General features: G+C 69.4%; 20 protein-coding genes and 1 pseudogene. 13 read left to right on the top strand and 8 right to left on the bottom strand.

Going from position 1 to position 16,514, the window contains the following annotated elements; genetic code table 11:
• The first annotated feature begins 40 nt into the window (after positions 1–40).
• The 6 genes from FXO19_RS10405 to FXO19_RS10385 all read left to right on the top strand — a co-directional run bounded on the left by FXO19_RS10405 (position 41) and on the right by FXO19_RS10385 (position 2,908).
• Complete coding sequence (locus tag FXO19_RS10405) at positions 41–910, top strand: SPFH domain-containing protein (RefSeq protein ID WP_149195023.1); 870 nt, start codon at positions 41–43, stop codon at positions 908–910.
• Positions 911–917: 7 nt separating this feature from the next.
• On the top strand, positions 918–1,193 hold the full coding sequence (locus FXO19_RS10400) for a hypothetical protein (RefSeq protein ID WP_149195022.1): 276 nt from the start codon (positions 918–920) through the stop codon (positions 1,191–1,193).
• Entirely contained in the window at positions 1,190–1,378 is a 189-nt protein-coding gene (locus FXO19_RS10395) for a type II toxin-antitoxin system antitoxin (protein WP_149195021.1), read from the top strand. The genes FXO19_RS10400 and FXO19_RS10395 overlap by 4 nt, the downstream gene beginning before the upstream one ends.
• Positions 1,375–1,554, top strand: a complete 180-nt coding sequence (locus FXO19_RS10390; RefSeq protein ID WP_149195020.1) for a DUF4177 domain-containing protein — start codon at positions 1,375–1,377, stop codon at positions 1,552–1,554. The genes FXO19_RS10395 and FXO19_RS10390 overlap by 4 nt, the downstream gene beginning before the upstream one ends.
• 85 nt (positions 1,555–1,639) lie before the next feature.
• Positions 1,640–1,774: a hypothetical protein gene (locus FXO19_RS19595; RefSeq protein WP_255516376.1), complete on the top strand. Its 135-nt coding sequence runs from the start codon at positions 1,640–1,642 to the stop codon at positions 1,772–1,774.
• A 330-nt stretch (positions 1,775–2,104) separates the two neighbouring features.
• Positions 2,105–2,908: a M15 family metallopeptidase gene (locus tag FXO19_RS10385; protein ID WP_149195019.1), complete on the top strand. Its 804-nt coding sequence runs from the start codon at positions 2,105–2,107 to the stop codon at positions 2,906–2,908.
• A 227-nt stretch (positions 2,909–3,135) separates the two neighbouring features.
• Here the strand turns inward: FXO19_RS10385 and FXO19_RS10380 are convergent, their stop codons facing one another.
• The 6 genes and pseudogenes from FXO19_RS10380 to FXO19_RS10360 form a co-directional block, all read right to left on the bottom strand.
• On the bottom strand, positions 3,136–3,810 hold the full coding sequence (locus tag FXO19_RS10380; RefSeq protein WP_149195018.1) for a DNA-3-methyladenine glycosylase family protein: 675 nt from the start codon (positions 3,808–3,810) through the stop codon (positions 3,136–3,138).
• A gap of 17 nt (positions 3,811–3,827) precedes the next feature.
• On the bottom strand, positions 3,828–4,184 hold the full coding sequence (locus FXO19_RS10375) for a DUF423 domain-containing protein (protein ID WP_149195017.1): 357 nt from the start codon (positions 4,182–4,184) through the stop codon (positions 3,828–3,830).
• A gap of 85 nt (positions 4,185–4,269) precedes the next feature.
• Positions 4,270–5,481: a polyketide cyclase gene (locus FXO19_RS10370; protein ID WP_149195016.1), complete on the bottom strand. Its 1,212-nt coding sequence runs from the start codon at positions 5,479–5,481 to the stop codon at positions 4,270–4,272.
• 569 nt (positions 5,482–6,050) lie between these two features.
• A pseudogene (locus FXO19_RS19585) lies at positions 6,051–6,119 on the bottom strand (DNA-binding response regulator); the annotation flags it as partial.
• 82 nt (positions 6,120–6,201) lie between these two features.
• Positions 6,202–6,843, bottom strand: coding sequence for a response regulator (locus FXO19_RS10365; protein ID WP_149195015.1), 642 nt, complete (start codon positions 6,841–6,843; stop codon positions 6,202–6,204).
• Positions 6,844–6,881: 38 nt separating this feature from the next.
• On the bottom strand, positions 6,882–8,087 hold the full coding sequence (locus FXO19_RS10360) for a sensor histidine kinase (protein WP_149195014.1): 1,206 nt from the start codon (positions 8,085–8,087) through the stop codon (positions 6,882–6,884).
• Between the two features lie 253 nt (positions 8,088–8,340).
• Between FXO19_RS10360 and FXO19_RS10355 the strand changes: the two genes are divergently transcribed.
• The 7 genes from FXO19_RS10355 (at position 8,341) to FXO19_RS10325 (ending at position 14,308) form a co-directional block, all read left to right on the top strand.
• Positions 8,341–8,937 carry a GNAT family N-acetyltransferase gene (locus FXO19_RS10355; protein WP_149195013.1) on the top strand — a complete coding sequence of 199 codons (597 nt, stop codon included), beginning with the start codon at positions 8,341–8,343 and terminating at the stop codon, positions 8,935–8,937.
• 2 nt (positions 8,938–8,939) lie between these two features.
• Positions 8,940–9,734: a septum site-determining protein MinC gene (minC, locus tag FXO19_RS10350; RefSeq protein WP_149195012.1), complete on the top strand. Its 795-nt coding sequence runs from the start codon at positions 8,940–8,942 to the stop codon at positions 9,732–9,734.
• A gap of 108 nt (positions 9,735–9,842) precedes the next feature.
• On the top strand, positions 9,843–10,652 hold the full coding sequence (gene minD, locus FXO19_RS10345) for a septum site-determining protein MinD (RefSeq protein WP_149195011.1): 810 nt from the start codon (positions 9,843–9,845) through the stop codon (positions 10,650–10,652).
• Positions 10,653–10,655: 3 nt separating this feature from the next.
• A complete protein-coding gene (minE, locus tag FXO19_RS10340) occupies positions 10,656–10,919 on the top strand; it encodes a cell division topological specificity factor MinE (RefSeq protein ID WP_149195010.1) in 264 nt (87 codons plus the stop codon).
• A 151-nt stretch (positions 10,920–11,070) separates the two neighbouring features.
• A complete protein-coding gene (locus FXO19_RS10335) occupies positions 11,071–11,604 on the top strand; it encodes a hypothetical protein (RefSeq protein ID WP_149195009.1) in 534 nt (177 codons plus the stop codon).
• Positions 11,605–11,615: 11 nt separating this feature from the next.
• Positions 11,616–12,302 (top strand): YrbL family protein, encoded by a 687-nt coding sequence (locus tag FXO19_RS10330; protein WP_149195008.1) that lies wholly within the window; start codon positions 11,616–11,618, stop codon positions 12,300–12,302.
• A gap of 41 nt (positions 12,303–12,343) precedes the next feature.
• On the top strand, positions 12,344–14,308 hold the full coding sequence (locus FXO19_RS10325; RefSeq protein WP_149195007.1) for a M2 family metallopeptidase: 1,965 nt from the start codon (positions 12,344–12,346) through the stop codon (positions 14,306–14,308).
• A 272-nt stretch (positions 14,309–14,580) separates the two neighbouring features.
• On the opposite strand, the gene FXO19_RS10320 is transcribed toward FXO19_RS10325, so the two are convergent.
• Together FXO19_RS10320 and FXO19_RS10315 are read right to left on the bottom strand one after the other, a co-directional pair.
• Positions 14,581–15,798: a multidrug effflux MFS transporter gene (locus tag FXO19_RS10320; protein WP_149195054.1), complete on the bottom strand. Its 1,218-nt coding sequence runs from the start codon at positions 15,796–15,798 to the stop codon at positions 14,581–14,583.
• A gap of 38 nt (positions 15,799–15,836) precedes the next feature.
• Positions 15,837–16,271 (bottom strand): VOC family protein, encoded by a 435-nt coding sequence (locus tag FXO19_RS10315; RefSeq protein ID WP_149195006.1) that lies wholly within the window; start codon positions 16,269–16,271, stop codon positions 15,837–15,839.
• Between the last annotated feature and the right edge of the window lie 243 nt (positions 16,272–16,514).

The raw sequence follows: 16,514 nt of genomic DNA, 5'->3' as shown, positions 1-16,514 counted from the left end.
AATCTCTCACTCGCCCAAGGGGGGCGGAGGAGACGTCGTCATGAAAGAGAACCCGATCCGCTCGCTGCCCGGCATTCCGATGCTGCTGGCGCTGCTGGCCGTGCTGCTGGCCTGCGCCTACGCCTTTTTCACCGTGGTCGTCACCGGCGACGGCGGCGTGCTGCGGCTCGTCGGTGCCGTCGTCGTCAGCGCAGTCGCGGTGTTCGGATTGGTCGGCCTGTACATGGTCGAGCCCAATCAGTCGGCTGTCCTGAGCCTGTTCGGCAAGTACATCGGCACCGCGCGCGACAACGGCCTGCGCTGGAACAATCCGTTCTTCACCAAGCGCAAGGTGTCGCTGCGGGTGCGCAATTTCGAGAGCGGCAGGCTCAAGGTCAACGAGCTCGACGGCAGCCCGATCGAGATCGCCGCGGTGATCGTGTGGCGGGTGGTGGACTCGGCCGAGGCGGTGTTCAACGTCGACGACTACGAGAGTTTCGTGCACATCCAGTCCGAGGCGGCGCTGCGGGCGATGGCGACCACCTACCCCTACGACCAGCACGAGGACGGCCAGATCTCGCTGCGCAGCCACGCCGCCGAGATCTCCGAGCGGCTCAAGGAGCACCTGGACGAGCGCCTGACCTCGGCCGGCGTCGACGTGCTGGAAGCGCGCATCAGCCACCTCGCCTACGCCCCCGAGATCGCCCAGGCGATGCTGCAGCGGCAGCAGGCCAATGCGGTGGTGGCGGCGCGTGCGCGGATCGTCGCCGGCGCCTGCGGCATGGTCGAGATGGCGCTGGCCGAACTGCAGAAGAGCGGCGTGGTCTCGCTGGACGAGGAGCGCAAGGCGGCGATGGTGAGCAACTTGCTGGTGGTGCTGTGCGGCGACCGCGCCGCCCATCCGGTGGTCAACACCGGATCGCTGTATTGAGCCAGGGATGACCGACGGCCTGCTCCTGCCGCTGATCGTGGCCGCCAGCAGCCTGCCGGCGTTTCTGGCCGCGCGTGCGTTCGCGCGCGACCGGCGCCGGCTGGCGACGCTGATGCGGCTGATCGGTTTCGCCATCCTGGCCGGCGCGATCGGCCTGGCCTGGGCCGGCGGCGACCGCACGCGGATGCTCGCGGTCGCGGTGGTGCTGGCGCTGGCGGTCAACGGCCTCGGGCTGGTGGTGCTGGTCGACGCGTTGCGCAGGCGCCGGGGCGGGCCGCGATGAGCGAGAAAAAGAGCTATCCGCTGCGCATCAACGCCGAGATCCTGGCCGCCGTGCAACGCTGGTCGGACGACGAACTGCGCAGCCTCAACGCACAGATCGAGTACGTGTTGCGCGACGCCCTGCGCAAGGCCGGCCGGCTGCCGGACAAGGGCGCCAAACCATCGAACAGGGAGACGACGTCATGAGCCATCGCTGGACATACCAGGTAGTCGAGGTCAAGCCTTCGCTCCTGAGCAGGGTAAAGGCCGAGAACATCCAGGCGGAACTCAACCGTCTCGGCGCACAGGGCTGGGAACTGGTGAACTTCGCCTTCCCGGGCCCGATGGCACCGGCAACGCTGGTACTGAAGAAGCCGCAATGACCGGACGAGGCCAGTGACACGCTGATCGGCGGCATTGCCGCCAGGATCGCAGGATCCGGCCCGCACATCGAAGTGAGGACAGCACATGCTGCACATCGTGAAACTGGTCGAGCATCGTTTTCCCGGACGCGGCCGCACGGTCGCGATCGTATTGCTGCTGGCGTCCCTGCTGGCACTGCTGGCGGGGACGCTGCTGGTGTCCCTACGGGGCGGCACCTGAAGGCGGCTGCCGCGCAGGCGCGGCCGCACGGCCTGCATCGCACGAACGGATGGTTGCGGCATCCTTGGATTGTCCGAGCTGGCCGGCGCGTAGCGTCGCGACTTCCGTCGCTCCCACAGCCGGCGGGTTCGCCCTGACTTCTGCACCCTGGGTGCGACGGAAGTCGCGACGGCGAACCGTCCGACAAGCCGAAGTCCTTGCAAGCGGCAAGCCATGCAGCGCCGCTGTGGTTCGCTCCATTTCGATCGGCCGTGACTGCCGAACCGCCGCAGGCGCTGCTGTCGCGGCGGAATTTGGCGGCCGAGGCCACGCACGGCTAAGCTGCGGCACATGCGCAGGCATCCACGCATCCTGATCAATACACCGGACATCGAGCTGTGGCCGGCCGCCCTGCTGCGCGCGCGCGGCAACCGCGACGCCCGGATCCTCGCCCGCGCACGCTACGTGCTGCGGCGCAAGCGCGACGGCCGCTATCTCGTCGCCGAGCTGCCCGAGGGCCTGATGCCGCTGCGGCCGCGCTGGATGCGTGAGACCGGCATCGACGACGCCCTGGATGCGCTCGACGCCGTGCCCGAGCACGCCCGCGCCGGCCTCGAGCACGTCGGCACGCTGCCGCTGCACCGCCTGCACGAACGCCTGGACGCGCTGGGCATCGACGCCGACGCCTACGCCGAACGCACCGGCCTGCCGCTGGTGGCCGAGCCCGACTGGCTCGCGCTGGCCGGGTTCGACCGCTTCCGGCGCCCGCTGTGGCTGCAGGTGGATGCCGCACGCGCCTGGGCCCATCTGCACACTGCCGCGCACCGCGACGGCGTGGTGCTGGACGCGATCTCCGGCTACCGCAGCCACGACTACCAGCTTGGCATCTTCGAAAGAAAACGCGCCCGCGGCCTGGCGCTGGACGAGATCCTGCCGATCAACGCCGCGCCCGGCTACAGCGAGCATCATTCCGGCCTCGCGCTCGACATCGGCGCGCCGGGCGAGCCGCCGGCGGAGGAATCGTTCGAGGCCACCGAGGCGTTTGCCTGGCTGACCGGCAACGCCGGCGACTACGGTTTCACCATGAGCTATCCGCGCGGCAACCCGCACGGCATCGTCTACGAGCCGTGGCATTGGCGTTACGCCCCTCCTTAGGCGCAGGCCCGGGGTCCGATCACCGGACGTCCATTCGTGGGATCCGCACCAACGTAGGAGCGCGCCATGCGCGCGATGCCGCGGGCACTGCACCGCCATGTGATCCCGTCGACCAGCGTGCCTCCCGGTTCGCAGCAGACCGCCGATGACCGGGACTGGAGATGCCCGCGGCTTCGCGCGCATGGCGCGCTCCTACGCGGCCGGTGACGCTGCCGGCGAATGCGGGCTCACTCCTGCGAGCGCTTGGTCGGCGCCTTGGCGCCGGTGGCGAAATCGGCGATGCGCCACAGGTACAGGCTGGCGTAGGTGCGATACGGTCCCCAACGCTCGCCGCGCGCGAGCAGTTCCTTCGGCGTCGGCATGACCTCCAGGCGGTCGATCACCTGCGCGCCCTTGCGGACGCCGAGGTCGTCGACCGGCAGCACGTCGGGCCGGCCGAGGCGGAACATCAGCATCATCTCCACGGTCCAGCGGCCGATGCCGCGGATCGGCGTGAGCGCGGCGACGATCTCGTCCTGGTGCAGGGTCGACATCTGTCGCAGCGTCGGAATCTCGCCCCGCGCCTCGCGCGCCGAAAGATCACGCAGGGCCAGGGCCTTGTTGCCGGACACGCCGCAGGCGCGCAGGGCGGCATCGTCGACCCAGCCGAGGGTGTCCGCATGCAGGCGACGGCTGCCGATCGCCGCTTCCACCCGACCGACGATGGTGGCCGCAGCCTTGCCACTGAGCTGCTGATAGAGGATCGCCCGCGCCAGCGCGTCGACCGGATCGAACGCCCGCCGCCAGCGCGGCTCGGGTTCCAGGACGCCGATCCGCTTCATCCAGCCGCCGAGCCGGCGGTCGCGGCGGCCCAGGTGCGCGCGCGCCTGCTCGGTGTCGAATCCACGGCGATGACGCGGCATGGTCCGACCCTCTTCTCTCAGCGTCGCAGGAAATCGACCGCCAGCAGCAGCCAGCCGGCGATCAGCAGCATGCCGCCGAACGGCGCCGCTGCCGTCGGCCATCCGAACAGCACGTTGCCGGCCAGGCTGCCGCAGAACAGCAGCATGCCGAGCAGCAGCCCGGACAAGGCTGCACGGCCGAGCCTGCGCACGACCGTCGTCGCCAGCAGCGCCAGCGCGACGCCATGCCCGAACGCATAAACGGCGGCGGTCTGCAGCCGCTGCTGCGCCTCGCCGTCGACGCCATGGGCGGCGTAGGCCGCCAGCGCAATGGCGGCGGCCGCGGACAGCGCGCCCGCGGCGGCAAGCGGCGAACGGCGGGCGGCTGGATTCATGTTGCGCGGTCCACAAACGCGACACGCCGCACCCGGAGGATGCGGCGTGTCGTGACGCGGGCGGCGACTGCCGGCAAGCGGCAGCCTACTGCTTGAGATTCCAGAAGACCTCGTATTCGCCGTTCTCGGTGAACGAGTCGTCGACGCCGCGGATGTAGCTCTCGTAAGGTCGGCCGATCGCCTCATAGCCCTGGGTCATGGCCCAGGCGCGCAGGGCGTTGCGGACGTTTTCCAGTTCGGCCATGTAGCCGGTGTAGCGGGCCTTGGCGACCAGCGTCGGCTCGCTGCGCACGTACTCCACCGGGCCCATGGTCTCGACTTCGAGCTCTTCGCCCTGCGCGGCCACCACGGGCACCGGGGTGTTGTCGAGCTTGCGCTCCGCGGGGGCGTCGCCTTCCTCGCCTTCCTCGCCCTCTTCATCGGCGACCTGGTCCTCGTCCTGCTGGTCCTCGTCGTCGCCGTTGTCGCCGTTGTCATCGTCGTCGCCCTGGCGCCGCACCGGCTGCACCACGTCGAAGGTGTAGGTATCGCGGCCGAGCTCGGTGGAGACGATGCGCATCGGCCCGGCCGCCTCGAGGTCGTTGGTCGCCATGGTGCGATTGATCCACTCCATGTTGCTCTTCATGGATTCCTGGATGACCTGGTTGTTGCGCTCGACCGCGCCGGCCTTGACCACCAGCAGGTCCTCGGCGGGACGCTCCTCGACGGTCATGTTGCGCAGGGTGGTGCCTTCGACCGCGTAGTCGACGTTCGGCACCGAAGCCAGCATGTTGGACAGCCGGCGCAGGCCGAGCTGCATGTCGTCGCCGACGTTGCGGCTGACGTACAGGCCGGCGTAGCGGCCGATCAAGTCCCAGCCGTAGGCGACATGATAGGACTGCGTGATCTCGATGTTGCGGCCGGCGCGGCCGGTAGGACGGAGCACGAAACTGGTGCGCTTGTCGCGGCCGCGGCGGTGGTCCTGAAGCTCGAAATCGACGCGGTCGCGCGGTTCGGAGTTGACGATCTCCCAGCTGCCGCTACCGACGTTCGAGTTGTCCGAACTGTAGTCCAGACGCGCGCCGACGCCCGACTCCGGGCCGGAGATTTTCAGCTGCATGCGCGGATCGCGCAGCACCAACGGGTGCCAGTCGTCGAAACGACGAAAGCTGTTGAGGGTGTCGAAAACGATGGTCTGGCGGCGGTTGGTTTCCACCTTCTCGACCAGGTTGCGCTCGGAGGGGAGCAGGACGCCCACCACCACGAACAGCACGGCCACGATCAGCAGCGAAATCAAAATCTCAAGCAAACGGGTCATTCAGGGTTCTCCAGGACCGGACCCGGCCATGCCGGGGCGCAGATCGGCAATCCTACCAACTTGTGTGGCCATCGGCGAGCAAGCCGGAAACGTTATCACGACACCCGGAACGACCGCGGACCGTTCACCCGAACACATCGGCCTGGAGCGCCATGGCGGCGCATGGCCGCCGACGGCCGTCGGACCGTCCGGACCCCAATGCCTCGAGCACGATCTGGTGCGGTCGCGCCTGCCGGGATTCGGCGAGGGTGCCGCGCCGGGCCGTGTCAGGCCAGCTTGAGCTCGAAGGTCTAGGGCACGGCCGCGGGTGCGGTCGCGTACGCCGAACTTGCCGAGGGTGAGCGGCACCGGCCTGCGCGCCATGGCGCGCGAGGCCGCGAACGCCCGGCGCGCTGCGCCGGGCGGGACATCCTCCGTGTCAGACCAGCTTGAGCTCGAAGGCCTTGAGCACGGCCCGGGTGCGGTCGCGTACGCCGAGCTTGCTGAGGGTGAGCGGCACCGGCTTGCGCGCCATGGCGCGCGGGGCCGCGAACGCCCGGCGCGCTGCGCCGGGCGGGACATCCTCCGTGTCAGACCAGCTTGAGCTCGAAGGCCTTGAGCACGGCCCGGGTGCGGTCGCGTACGCCGAGCTTGCTGAGGGTGAGCGGCACCGGCTTGCGCGCCATGGCGCGCGGGGCCGCGAACGCCCGGCGCGCTGCGCCGGGCGGGACATCCTCCGTGTCAGACCAGCTTGAGCTCGAAGGCCTTGAGCACGGCCCGGGTGCGGTCGCGTACGCCGAGCTTGCTGAGGATGTTGGACACATGGTTCTTGATCGTGCCCTCGGCCACCCCCAGCGAATTGGCGATCTCCTTGTTGGAGAAGCCGCCCGCCATCAGCCGCAGGATCTCGGTCTCGCGATCGGTCAGCGGGTCCGGCCGGTCGAGGCTGACGAAATCGTTGCGCATGTGCTCCAGCCCCGACAGCAGGCGCTGGGTCATCGCCGGCTGCACCAGCGATCCACCGCCCGCCACCGTGCGGATCGCGCCGACCAGCTGCTCCAGCGACACGTCCTTGAGCAGATAGCCCTTGGCCCCGGCCTTCAGACCGGCCAGCACCAACTGGTCGTCGTCGAAGGTGGTCAGGATGATGGTCGGCGGCAACTGCCCGTTGCGCGAGAGATGCTGCAGCGCCTCCAGGCCCGACATCACCGGCATCCGCATGTCCATCAACACCACATCGGGCGCCAGCTGGGGAATGGTCTCCACCGCCTGCCGGCCGTCACCGGCCTCGGCGATCACCTCGATGTCCCCGTCCAGCGCCAGCAGCGAGCGGATCCCTTGCCGCACCAGGGTTTGGTCGTCCACCAGACATACGCGGATCATCGTCTTCTCCCGTTGCTCGCCATCGCCTCGCGGCGCGTTCATTGACCTGCCGCCGCCGCGACCACGCCGGTCTCGGCCGGCTCGCGCAGGGGCAGGCGGATGCGCAGGGCGAATCCCTCCCCCGGCGCGGTCTCGATCTCCACCGTACCGCCATACGCGGCCAGCCGCTCGCGCATGCCGCGCAGGCCGTTGCCGATCGCCGCGATCTCGGCGCCGCGGCCGTCGTCACGCGCGTCCAGCCACACCACGCCCTGTCGCAGACTGTAGCCGAGTCGCAGCCGGCCGGCCTGGGCGTGGCGCACCGCGTTGGTGATGATCTCCTGGGTGCAGCGCAGCAGCACGTGCGCGCGCTCGGCATCGTCGATCAGGAACGGTTCGGGCAACTCCATGTCCACGTGCAGCCGCGGCACGTTTTCGGCCAGTGGCCGCAACGTGGCCACCATGTCGATGGCGTCGTCGTCGCGCAGCTGGCTGACCGCCTCGCGCACGTCGCTGAGCAGCAGCTTGGCGATGGTATGCGCCTGGCCCACGTGCTCCTGCGCGCGGCCTTCGGTCAGGTGGTTGGCGACTTCCAGGTTCAGGCTCAGCGCCGTCAGGTGGTGGCCGAGCAGGTCGTGCAGCTCGCGCGAGATCCGGGTGCGCTCGTTGACCCGCACGCTCTCGGCCAGTAGCGCGCGGGTGGCGCGCAGTTCGGAATTGAGCCGGCGTTGCTCGTCGCGCGCCTGCGCCTGCTGCCGCGCCACGAAACCGGTGACGAAGGCGAAGCCGGTGAAGCCGACGTACAGGCTCGCCTGCACCACCGCCTCCCCCCAGGAGAAGTCGAAGCCGCGCACGTACACCGGGACGATCACGAACTCGCACAGCACCAGCAGCGCCACGCCGATCCACAGCGGCAGCAGCCACGGCAGCACGCAGGCCACCACCATCAGCAGGATGCTGCCCAGGCCGCTCTGGCTGTAGTAGCTGATCGCGATCGAACTGCTGGCTAGCAACAGCACCAGGCCATGGTCGACCGGCGTCACCCGGCGCTCGCCGAGCGCCCGGGTCAGCCAGGCGTAGCAGAACCCGAACAGCGCCCACGCGATCCAGGCGCGCCAGCGGCTCACCATCAGCACCGATTCCTCGCCCATCACCGCCTGTTCGACCTCGGGCATCGTCAACAGCAGCAACGGCAGGCCGGTCACGCCCCAGGTGAACATGCCGGCGTAGCGCAGCAGGCGGTTGTGGTTCAGGTGCGCGATCATCTTCTCGGAGCTGTCGATCCAGCGGTGGGCGGCACGGGCCGCGCCACACCTGCCCGGCAGGTGGCGACGCGCCGTTGCGATGGTAGGCGCAAATGCGCCGCCGCGAGCCCACCAGAAGTCATGTGCGCCGAGTCGCCGACGACTGCCCGGCGTGCGATAATCCCCTGCCCGGCCGGCATGCACCGCATTCCGTCGGGCCGGCCGCACGAAGCCGCGGTCGTTTTCGTGTGCCAAGCAGCGAGGAAGTCAGGTAATGTCGATCGTCATCCGCGACGTGCGTGAGCACGAGCTGGATTCCATCCTCGCCCTCAACAATGCCGCCGGCCCCACCATCCTGCCGCTCGACGCCTCCCGCCTGAGGCGGTTCTTCGATGCCGCCGAATATTTCCGGGTTGCCGAGCGCGACGGCAACCTGACGGGTTTCCTGGTCGGCTTCGGCTCCGGATCCGGCCACGAAAGCAGCAATTTCCGCTGGTTCCGGCAACACCACGAGGCGTTCTTCTACATCGACCGCATCGTCGTGGCCAGTCGCCGCCGCGGCGGCGGCGTCGGCCGCGCGTTCTACGCCGACGTGCAGAGCTACGCCGAAGTGCGCTACCCGCTGCTGGCCTGCGAGGTGTTCATCGAGCACGACAACGACCCGGCGCGGCTGTTCCACGGCAGCTTCGGCTTCCACGAGGTCGGCCAGCACGTGATGCCGGAGACCGGCGTGCGCGCCTCGATGCTGACCAAGGAGCTGTGCAGCTACGCCTGGGTCCGCGACCGTTACGGCGACGAACTGCCCGACATGCCCTGGCTGCGACGCGCGCGGCAGGTGGCGGCGCCCGCTCAGCGCTCGACGGGAACCTGAGCGTGGCGGCGACGAACGTGGATTTCGAGCCAGCGGGCGAACTCAAGTTCGGCCAGGTCGGCATCGCCAACTTGCGCGTGCGCACGCTGGATCCGGAACGGTTGGCGGCGGAAATGCGCGACCGGGTCGCGCGCGCGCCCAAGCTGTTCGGCCGCGCCGCGGTGGTGATCGATTTCGGCGGCCTGCCCGCCACCCCGGATGCCGCCAGCGCGCGCGCCCTGCTCGAGGCCCTGCGTGGCGCCGGCGTGCTGCCGGTGGCGCTAGCCTGGGGCAGCAGCGACAACGAGAAGCTGGCCCAGGAGATCGGACTGCCGCTGCTGGCCAAGTTCCGCGCCCAGTACGAGCGCGAGGGGGCCGGCCCCGAGCCGGCGACCGCCGCCGCGCCCGCACCGGCCGCGCGGGCGCCCGCCCCGGCGGACTCCTCCGTCAAAGGGGCCGCACCCGCCGCCACGGAAACGGCCGCCGCGCAGCCCGGACTGGTACAGAACGGCGCGGTCCGCTCCGGCCAGCAGGTCTATGCCGACAACCGCGACCTCACCGTGCTCGGCGCCGTCGGCGCCGGCGCCGAGGTCCTCGCCGACGGCTCGATCCACATCTACGGCCCGCTGCGCGGTCGCGCCCTGGCCGGCGCCCAGGGCAACGAGAAGGCGCGGATCTTCTGCCGCGCCTTCCAGGCCGAGCTGGTGGCCGTGGCCGGGCACTATAAAGTGCTGGAAGATATCCCTAAGGACCTGCACGGCAAGGCGGTTCAGGTCTGGCTGGAAAACGAAGAACTCAAGATCGCCGAGTTGGCGTGACGTGATTCGTGGATTGGTGATTCGACACAAGCGCAACCTCCCGCCACGAATCCCGAACTCCAACGACGAATCACCAATCACCAATCACGAATCACCTGGAGAAAGACATTGGCCGAAATCATCGTAGTCACGTCCGGTAAGGGCGGCGTCGGCAAGACCACCACCAGCGCCAGCCTTGCCAGCGGCCTGGCGCGGCGCGGCAACAAGGTTGCCGTGATCGATTTCGACGTCGGCCTGCGCAACCTCGACCTGATCATGGGCTGCGAGCGCCGGGTGGTTTACGACTTCGTCAACGTCGTCACCGGCGAGGCATCGCTGAAGCAGGCGCTGATCCGCGACAAGCGCTTCGACAGCCTGCACGTGCTGGCCGCCTCGCAGACCCGCGACAAGGACGCGCTGACCAAGGAAGGCGTGGAAAAGGTGCTCAACGACCTGGCCGCGGACGAGTTCGACTACATCGTCTGCGACTCGCCGGCGGGCATCGAGAAGGGCGCGTACCTGGCGATGTATTTCGCCGACCAGGCGGTGGTGGTGGTGAACCCGGAAGTGTCCTCGGTGCGCGATTCCGACCGCATCCTCGGGCTGCTGGCGTCGAAGACGCGCCGTGCCGAGACCGGCGAGCGGGTCAAGGAATCGCTGCTGCTCACGCGCTACAACCCGTCGCGGGTCCATACCGGCGAGATGCTGTCGATCGGTGACGTCGAGGAAGTGCTGGGACTGAAGACCATCGGCGTGATCCCGGAATCCAACGACGTGCTCAACGCATCCAACAAGGGCGAGCCGGTCATCCTGGATATGGAGTCGAGCGCCGGACAGGCCTACGACGACGCAGTGGCGCGCCTGCTGGGCGAGGAGCGGCCGATGCGCTTCACCCAAGTGGAGAAGAAGGGATTCTTCAGCAAGATGTTCGGGGGTTGAGGCATGGGTCTGTTCGATTTCCTGAAAGCCAAGAAGAACACCGCCTCGATCGCCAAGGAGCGCCTGCGCATCATCGTCGCCCAGGAGCGAAGCAGCCGTGGCGCCCCGGACTACCTGCCGATGCTGCAGCGCGAACTGCTGGAAGTGATCCGCAAGTACGTCAGCGTCGATGCCGAGGCGGTCAAGGTCGACCTGGTCAAGGACGGCTCCCACGACGTGCTCGACATCTCGGTCTCGCTGCCCGACGGGCGGCCATCGGCCGTTTGAACGCATGATCCCGCGGCACCCGGGGTCTCCCGCGGAGGCAGCGATCCCGCCGACGGGCGCCGCGCCCGACAGTGCGCGCGTGGGAGTGGCGGCGGCAAGCCCCCGCCGGGAAGTCACGATTGCGGGCCCAGGAGCGGACGCAGGTCGCGACTTGCGTCGCTCCCACGACGCTGCCCCAGGTGTCGGTGCCGCTGCCGCGCCATCGGGCCCGGTGCTGCGCCTGTGCGACATCGGCTTCGAGGCCGCCGCCGCGCTGCTGGCGCGGTACGGCCTGGCCCTGCACCGCGTGGCCGACGGCGCGCCGATTCCCGGCAGCTACTGGGGCGAGCCGGAAGCCGGGGTCATCGGCGCCACCGTGCATGTCCGTGCCGACACCCCGGTGCACTCGCTGCTGCACGAGGCCTGCCACCTGATCGTGCTGCCGGCCGAGCGCCGCGCGCTCGTGCACACCGATGCTAGCGACTCGGACGCCGAGGAGGATGCCACCTGCTACCTGCAGATCCTGCTCGCCGACCGATTGCCCGGCGTCGGCCGCGACCGGCTGATGGCGGACATGGATGCCTGGGGCTACAGCTTCCGACTCGGCAGCACCCGCGCCTGGTTCGAGCGCGACGCCGACGACGCGCGCCACTGGCTGTCCGTGCGCGGCCTGGCCGCACCGTTGGATCCGGCCAAGGCGCCCTGACGGAGGAAGGCGTGCACACCAACGGCGCAGGCCAATGGAGGGACATGCAGGTCATCGCGCACGGCGCCTGCCGAATCTGCGTGCGCGATCCTGGCGCGCCCGGTCATTGCCTCAAGTACGAACTGCCACCGGCCGCGGGTGCACGCGATCGCCGGCGGCGCCAACTCCGCCATCTGCTGTCCTCGCGTCTTGCCTGGTTCGGCGACAACCACCGCGAACTGCGCGCCTGGCAGCGCCTGCGCGCGCGGCTCGACGACGGGCTGTCGCTGCATGTCGCCGAATGCGAAGGCATCGTGGCGACGCCGGCCGGCCGCGCATTGCGCTGCCGCATGGTGGCCGACGGGAACGGCGACGTCGCCCCCAGCCTGCTGCATTGCCTGACCACGCCCGCCGCAGGCGCGTCCGCGGCAGCGCTATGCGCGGCGGTCGACCGCTTCGAGGCCTGGCTGCTGGCGCAACGGGTGCCGCTGTCGGACCTCAATCCCGGCAACTTCGTGGTGGTCCGGCGCGACGGTGCGCTGGCGCTGGTCTGCGTCGACGTCAAGTCGGTGATCGCGGGCAAGGAGCTGATTCCGGTGTCGCACTGGTCGTGGACCTGGATGCGCCGCAAGATCCGGCGCCGCGCCGCACGCCTGCGCGACCGCATCCGCGCGTCGATGGAACCTTACGCACTTGCGGCCTCCCCGGCACCGCTCTAGCCTGCCGCTTCGTTCAGCCGGCTCTCATCCAGGAATCGCCCGTGACCTATCGCAAGCTCTGTCTCCTCGCCCTCGTCGCCGGCCTGGCGCTCTCCGCCTGCAAGCGCGACGCCGCGCCCGCAGCCGGGCCGACCGTTCCCGAGGACGAGACCGCGGACCAGTTCATCGCCCGCGTCAACGACGAGATCCGGGAGATGTATCCGGAACTGACCGCCTCGCAATGGCTGTCTTCGACCTACATCAACGACGACAGCCAGCTGCTGGCCGCCAAGGGCAACGAGCGCTGGCTGACGCAGCTGAACGCATGGATCGAACAGGCGCGCCGCTTCGAAGGCCAGAAGATGGCGCCGGCCACCGCCCGTGCGATCAACCTGCTCAAGCTCAGCACCTCGATGCCCGCGCCGAAGGATCCGGCGCGACTGGCCGAGCTGACCCGCATCGCCACCAAGATGGAAGGCATGTACGGCAGCGGCGCCTACTGCGTAGGCGAAGGCGACGCCGAGCGCTGCCGGCAGCTCGGCGAACTGGAGGACGTGCTGCGCAGGAGCCGCGACTACGACGAGCAGCTCGATGCCTGGCGCGGCTGGCACTCGATTGCCCAGCCGATGCGCAAGGACTACACCCGCTTCGTCGAACTGGTCAACGAGGGCGCCGGCGACATGGGCTTCGCCGATGCCGGCGAGATGTGGCGTTCCGGCTACGACATGAGCCCGGCCGAGATCGCCGCCGAGACCGATCGCCTGTGGGGCCAGGTCAAGCCGCTGTACGAGCAGCTGCACTGCTACGCCCGCACCCGGCTGGAGGCGAAGTACCCGGATCGCGGCTCGGTGGAAGGCCTGTTGCCGGCGCACCTGATGGGCAATATGTGGCAGCAGGACTGGAGCAACCTGTGGGACATCCTGGAGCCCTATCCCAATACCGGCAGCCTCGACATCACCGGCGCGCTGGAGGCACAGTACCGCGCAGGCTTGGACAAGCGCCTGGCCGCCCTGCCCGGCCTGCCCGAGGCCGCCGAACGGGTCGAGATCGAGCGCCAGGCGCAGGTCGACAGCGCCATCGCCATGACCCGCCGCGCCGAGGACTTCTACGCCTCGCTGGGCATGCCCAAGCTGCCGGAGAAGTTCTGGAACCGGAGCCAGCTGATCAAGCCGCGCGACCGCGACGTGGTCTGCCACGCCAGCGCCTGGCCGATGGACATGACCGACGACGTGCGCATCAAGATGTGCATCCAGCCGAACGAGGAGGACTTCACCACCGTCTACCACGAACTCGGCCATGTCTATTACTACCTCGCCTACGAGGACCAGCCGCCGCTGTTCCAGAGCGGCGCCCACGACGGCTTCCATGAGGCCATCGGCGACACCATCGTGCTGGCGATGACGCCGCAGTACCTGTCTTCGATCGGGCTGGTCGACGAGCAGCAGCAGAGCCAGGCCGATCTGATCAACTCGCAGATGCGCATGGCGCTGGCGAAGGTGGCGTTCCTGCCGTTCGGGCTGATGATCGACCGCTGGCGCTGGGGCGTGTTCGACGGCTCGATCGCGCCGGACGAGTACAACCGCGCCTGGTGGGACCTGAAGGCGCAGTACCAGGGCGTCGCCCCGGCCGTGCCCCGCGGCGAGGACTTTTTCGACCCGGGCGCCAAGTACCACGTGCCGGGCAACACGCCCTACACGCGCTACTTCCTCTCGCACATCCTGCAGTTCCAGTTCTACCGCGCGTTGTGCGACACCTCCGGCTACGACGGCCCGCTGTACGACTGCAGCTTCTACGGCGACAAGGCCGCGGGCGAGAAGTTCTGGGCGATGCTCGGCAAGGGCGCCAGCCAGCCCTGGCAGCAGACGCTGAAGGAACTGACCGGCACCGAGACCATGGACGCCTCGGCGGTGCTGGAATACTTCGCGCCGTTGCAGGACTGGCTGGAGGACCAGAACGAAGGCCAGGCCTGCGGCTGGCCGGCCGCCGCACCGGTGGCCGACGCGGGCGCGAACACCGAGTCCCAATAGCGACGATGCGAAGGGCCGGCATCCACCGGTCCTGGCGCGCCCCTGCGAAGATGGCACCACGACACGGGCAAGGTCATGCGGATTCCCGCCCGTCGTAGGAGCGCGCCATGCGCGCGATGCCGCGGGCATTTCGCCGCCCGCAAATTCCGGTGACCGGCGCGCCTGCCGGTTCGGAATCGCGGCATCCACCGGATCCTGCCGGCACCCGCGGCATCGCGCGCATGGCGCGCTCCTACGGGAGCCGTGCACTGCCTACGCCCGCGGGCGAGCGGTCACAGGTGCTCCGTCGGCTCCATCCCGGTCGGCGCCTTCGGGCACTGCGGCCGGGTGCGATCGCGGCGGATCTCCCAGCGCCAGAACCCCCAGCCGACCAGCAGGAAGCCCGCCGCGGTCAATGCCAGGGGCAGGCCGTGGTGGCTCACCAGCGGCGACAGCACGCCAGCCACGATCGCATTGAGCACCAGCCCGGTGAACGCCTGCAGCGACGAGGCCGAGCCGCGCTGGCGCGGGTACATGTCCAGGATCGCCAGGGTGATGATGGGAAACACCAGCGCGATGCCGAACGCGTTGAGCACCATCGGCAACACCGCCCACGGCACCGCGGGTTCGGCGACGACCAGGTAGTAGACGATGTTGCCGGCAATCGCCACGCCGCTGCAGGCGAAGCCGATGTTGGCCAGGCGGATGCCGGTGATGCGGCCGGCCGCCCGCCCCGACACGAACGAGCCGATCATCATCCCGCTGATCATCGGAATGAAGAACCAGCCGAACTGGCGCTCGTCGAGGCGCAGGATATCCATCACGAACGCCGGCGCCGAGGCGATGAACAGGAACAGCGCCGAGAAATTGAACGCGCCGGCCGCCGCCAGCCGCTGGAAGCGCGGGTTGGTGAAGATCGCCACGTAGTCGCGCAGCAGGCGCCGGGGCACCAGGGTGCCGCGCGCCTCGCGCGGATGCGTCTCCGGCAGCCAGGCCCAGGTCGCCAGCAGCAGCGCGATCGAAAACAGCACCAGGAACCAGAAGATCGCCGGCCAGCGCTCCCAGCCCAGGATCCAGCCGCCGATCACCGGCGCGATCGCCGGCGCGATGCTGAAGATCATCATCACCTGGCTCATCAGCCGCTGCGCATCGTCGCCCTGGTAGACGTCGCGGATCACCGCGCGCCCGACGATCAGGCCCACGCCGGCCGACAGCCCCTGCAGCGCGCGGAACACCAGCAGCGTGGTCAGGTCCGGCGCCAGCGCGCAGCCCGCCGATGCCGCGATGAACACCACCAGCCCGCCCAGGATCACCCCGCGGCGCCCGATCGCGTCCGACAGCGGCCCGTGCACGATGCTCATCAGCGCATAGGCGATCAGGTACACGCTGATCGTCTGCTGCATCGCCAGCTTGTCGGCGCCGAACTCGCCGCCCATCTGTGCGAACGCCGGAAAGATGGTGTCGATCGAGAACGGCCCGAACATCGCCAGCCCGGCCAGCAGCCAGGCCAGGCGACGTCCGGGCGGGATCGGCTTCTGCGCGGCGTCGTTCACGCCGCCGGCCGCGCCGCGTCGGGCGGGCCTTTCAGTTCGACCGCGTTGCCTTCCGGATCGAGCAGGTACTGCGACGGCCCCTCGCCCTCGGCGCCGTAGCGCGAGCCGAACTCGCCGACCTCGACGCCGTGCGCCTGCAGGTGGGCGACGATCGTCGCGCGGTCGAACGGATCCACGCGCAGGCACAGATGGTCCATGTTGCGACCCTCACTGCCGGGTGCGGCGCCACCGGTACGGCCGAGCTTGCCGTCGACATCGACCAGATCGATCAGCGCATCGCCGGCGCGCAGCTGCAGCAGCCCAATCGCCTCCTGCCGCTTCTCGACCGTGCAGCCGAGCACGTCGCAATAGAACGCCTGCATGCGCGCAACGTCGCGCACGCGCAGCACGATGTGGTCGATGCGAAGGGGGCGGAACGGTGGTCTGGTCATAGCGGCAACCATCATGCGATCGAGGGCGGGACAGTTTAAGCCTTGCGACGAAAACGGAACGTTCGGCAGGCAGGCCCCGCCTCCCGCGGGCAAACGTCATATACGCGAAGCCCGCACCCCGAGCGCGCCGACGTTGCCCGCGGCCTGCCGCCGCCCGTAGGAGCGCGCCATGCGCGCGATGCCCGCGCCCGAACCGCGCCGACCCTGCCCCGGGGGTCTGCCGTGCTCTGTCGGCGCGCGCCA

The organism is Luteimonas suaedae (genome assembly GCF_008312895.1).
GTDB classification, from domain to species: Bacteria; Pseudomonadota; Gammaproteobacteria; order Xanthomonadales; family Xanthomonadaceae; genus Luteimonas; species Luteimonas suaedae.
The sequence above is the reverse complement of the archived record's forward strand: the minus strand, read 5'-3'. Positions and strand labels throughout refer to the sequence as shown.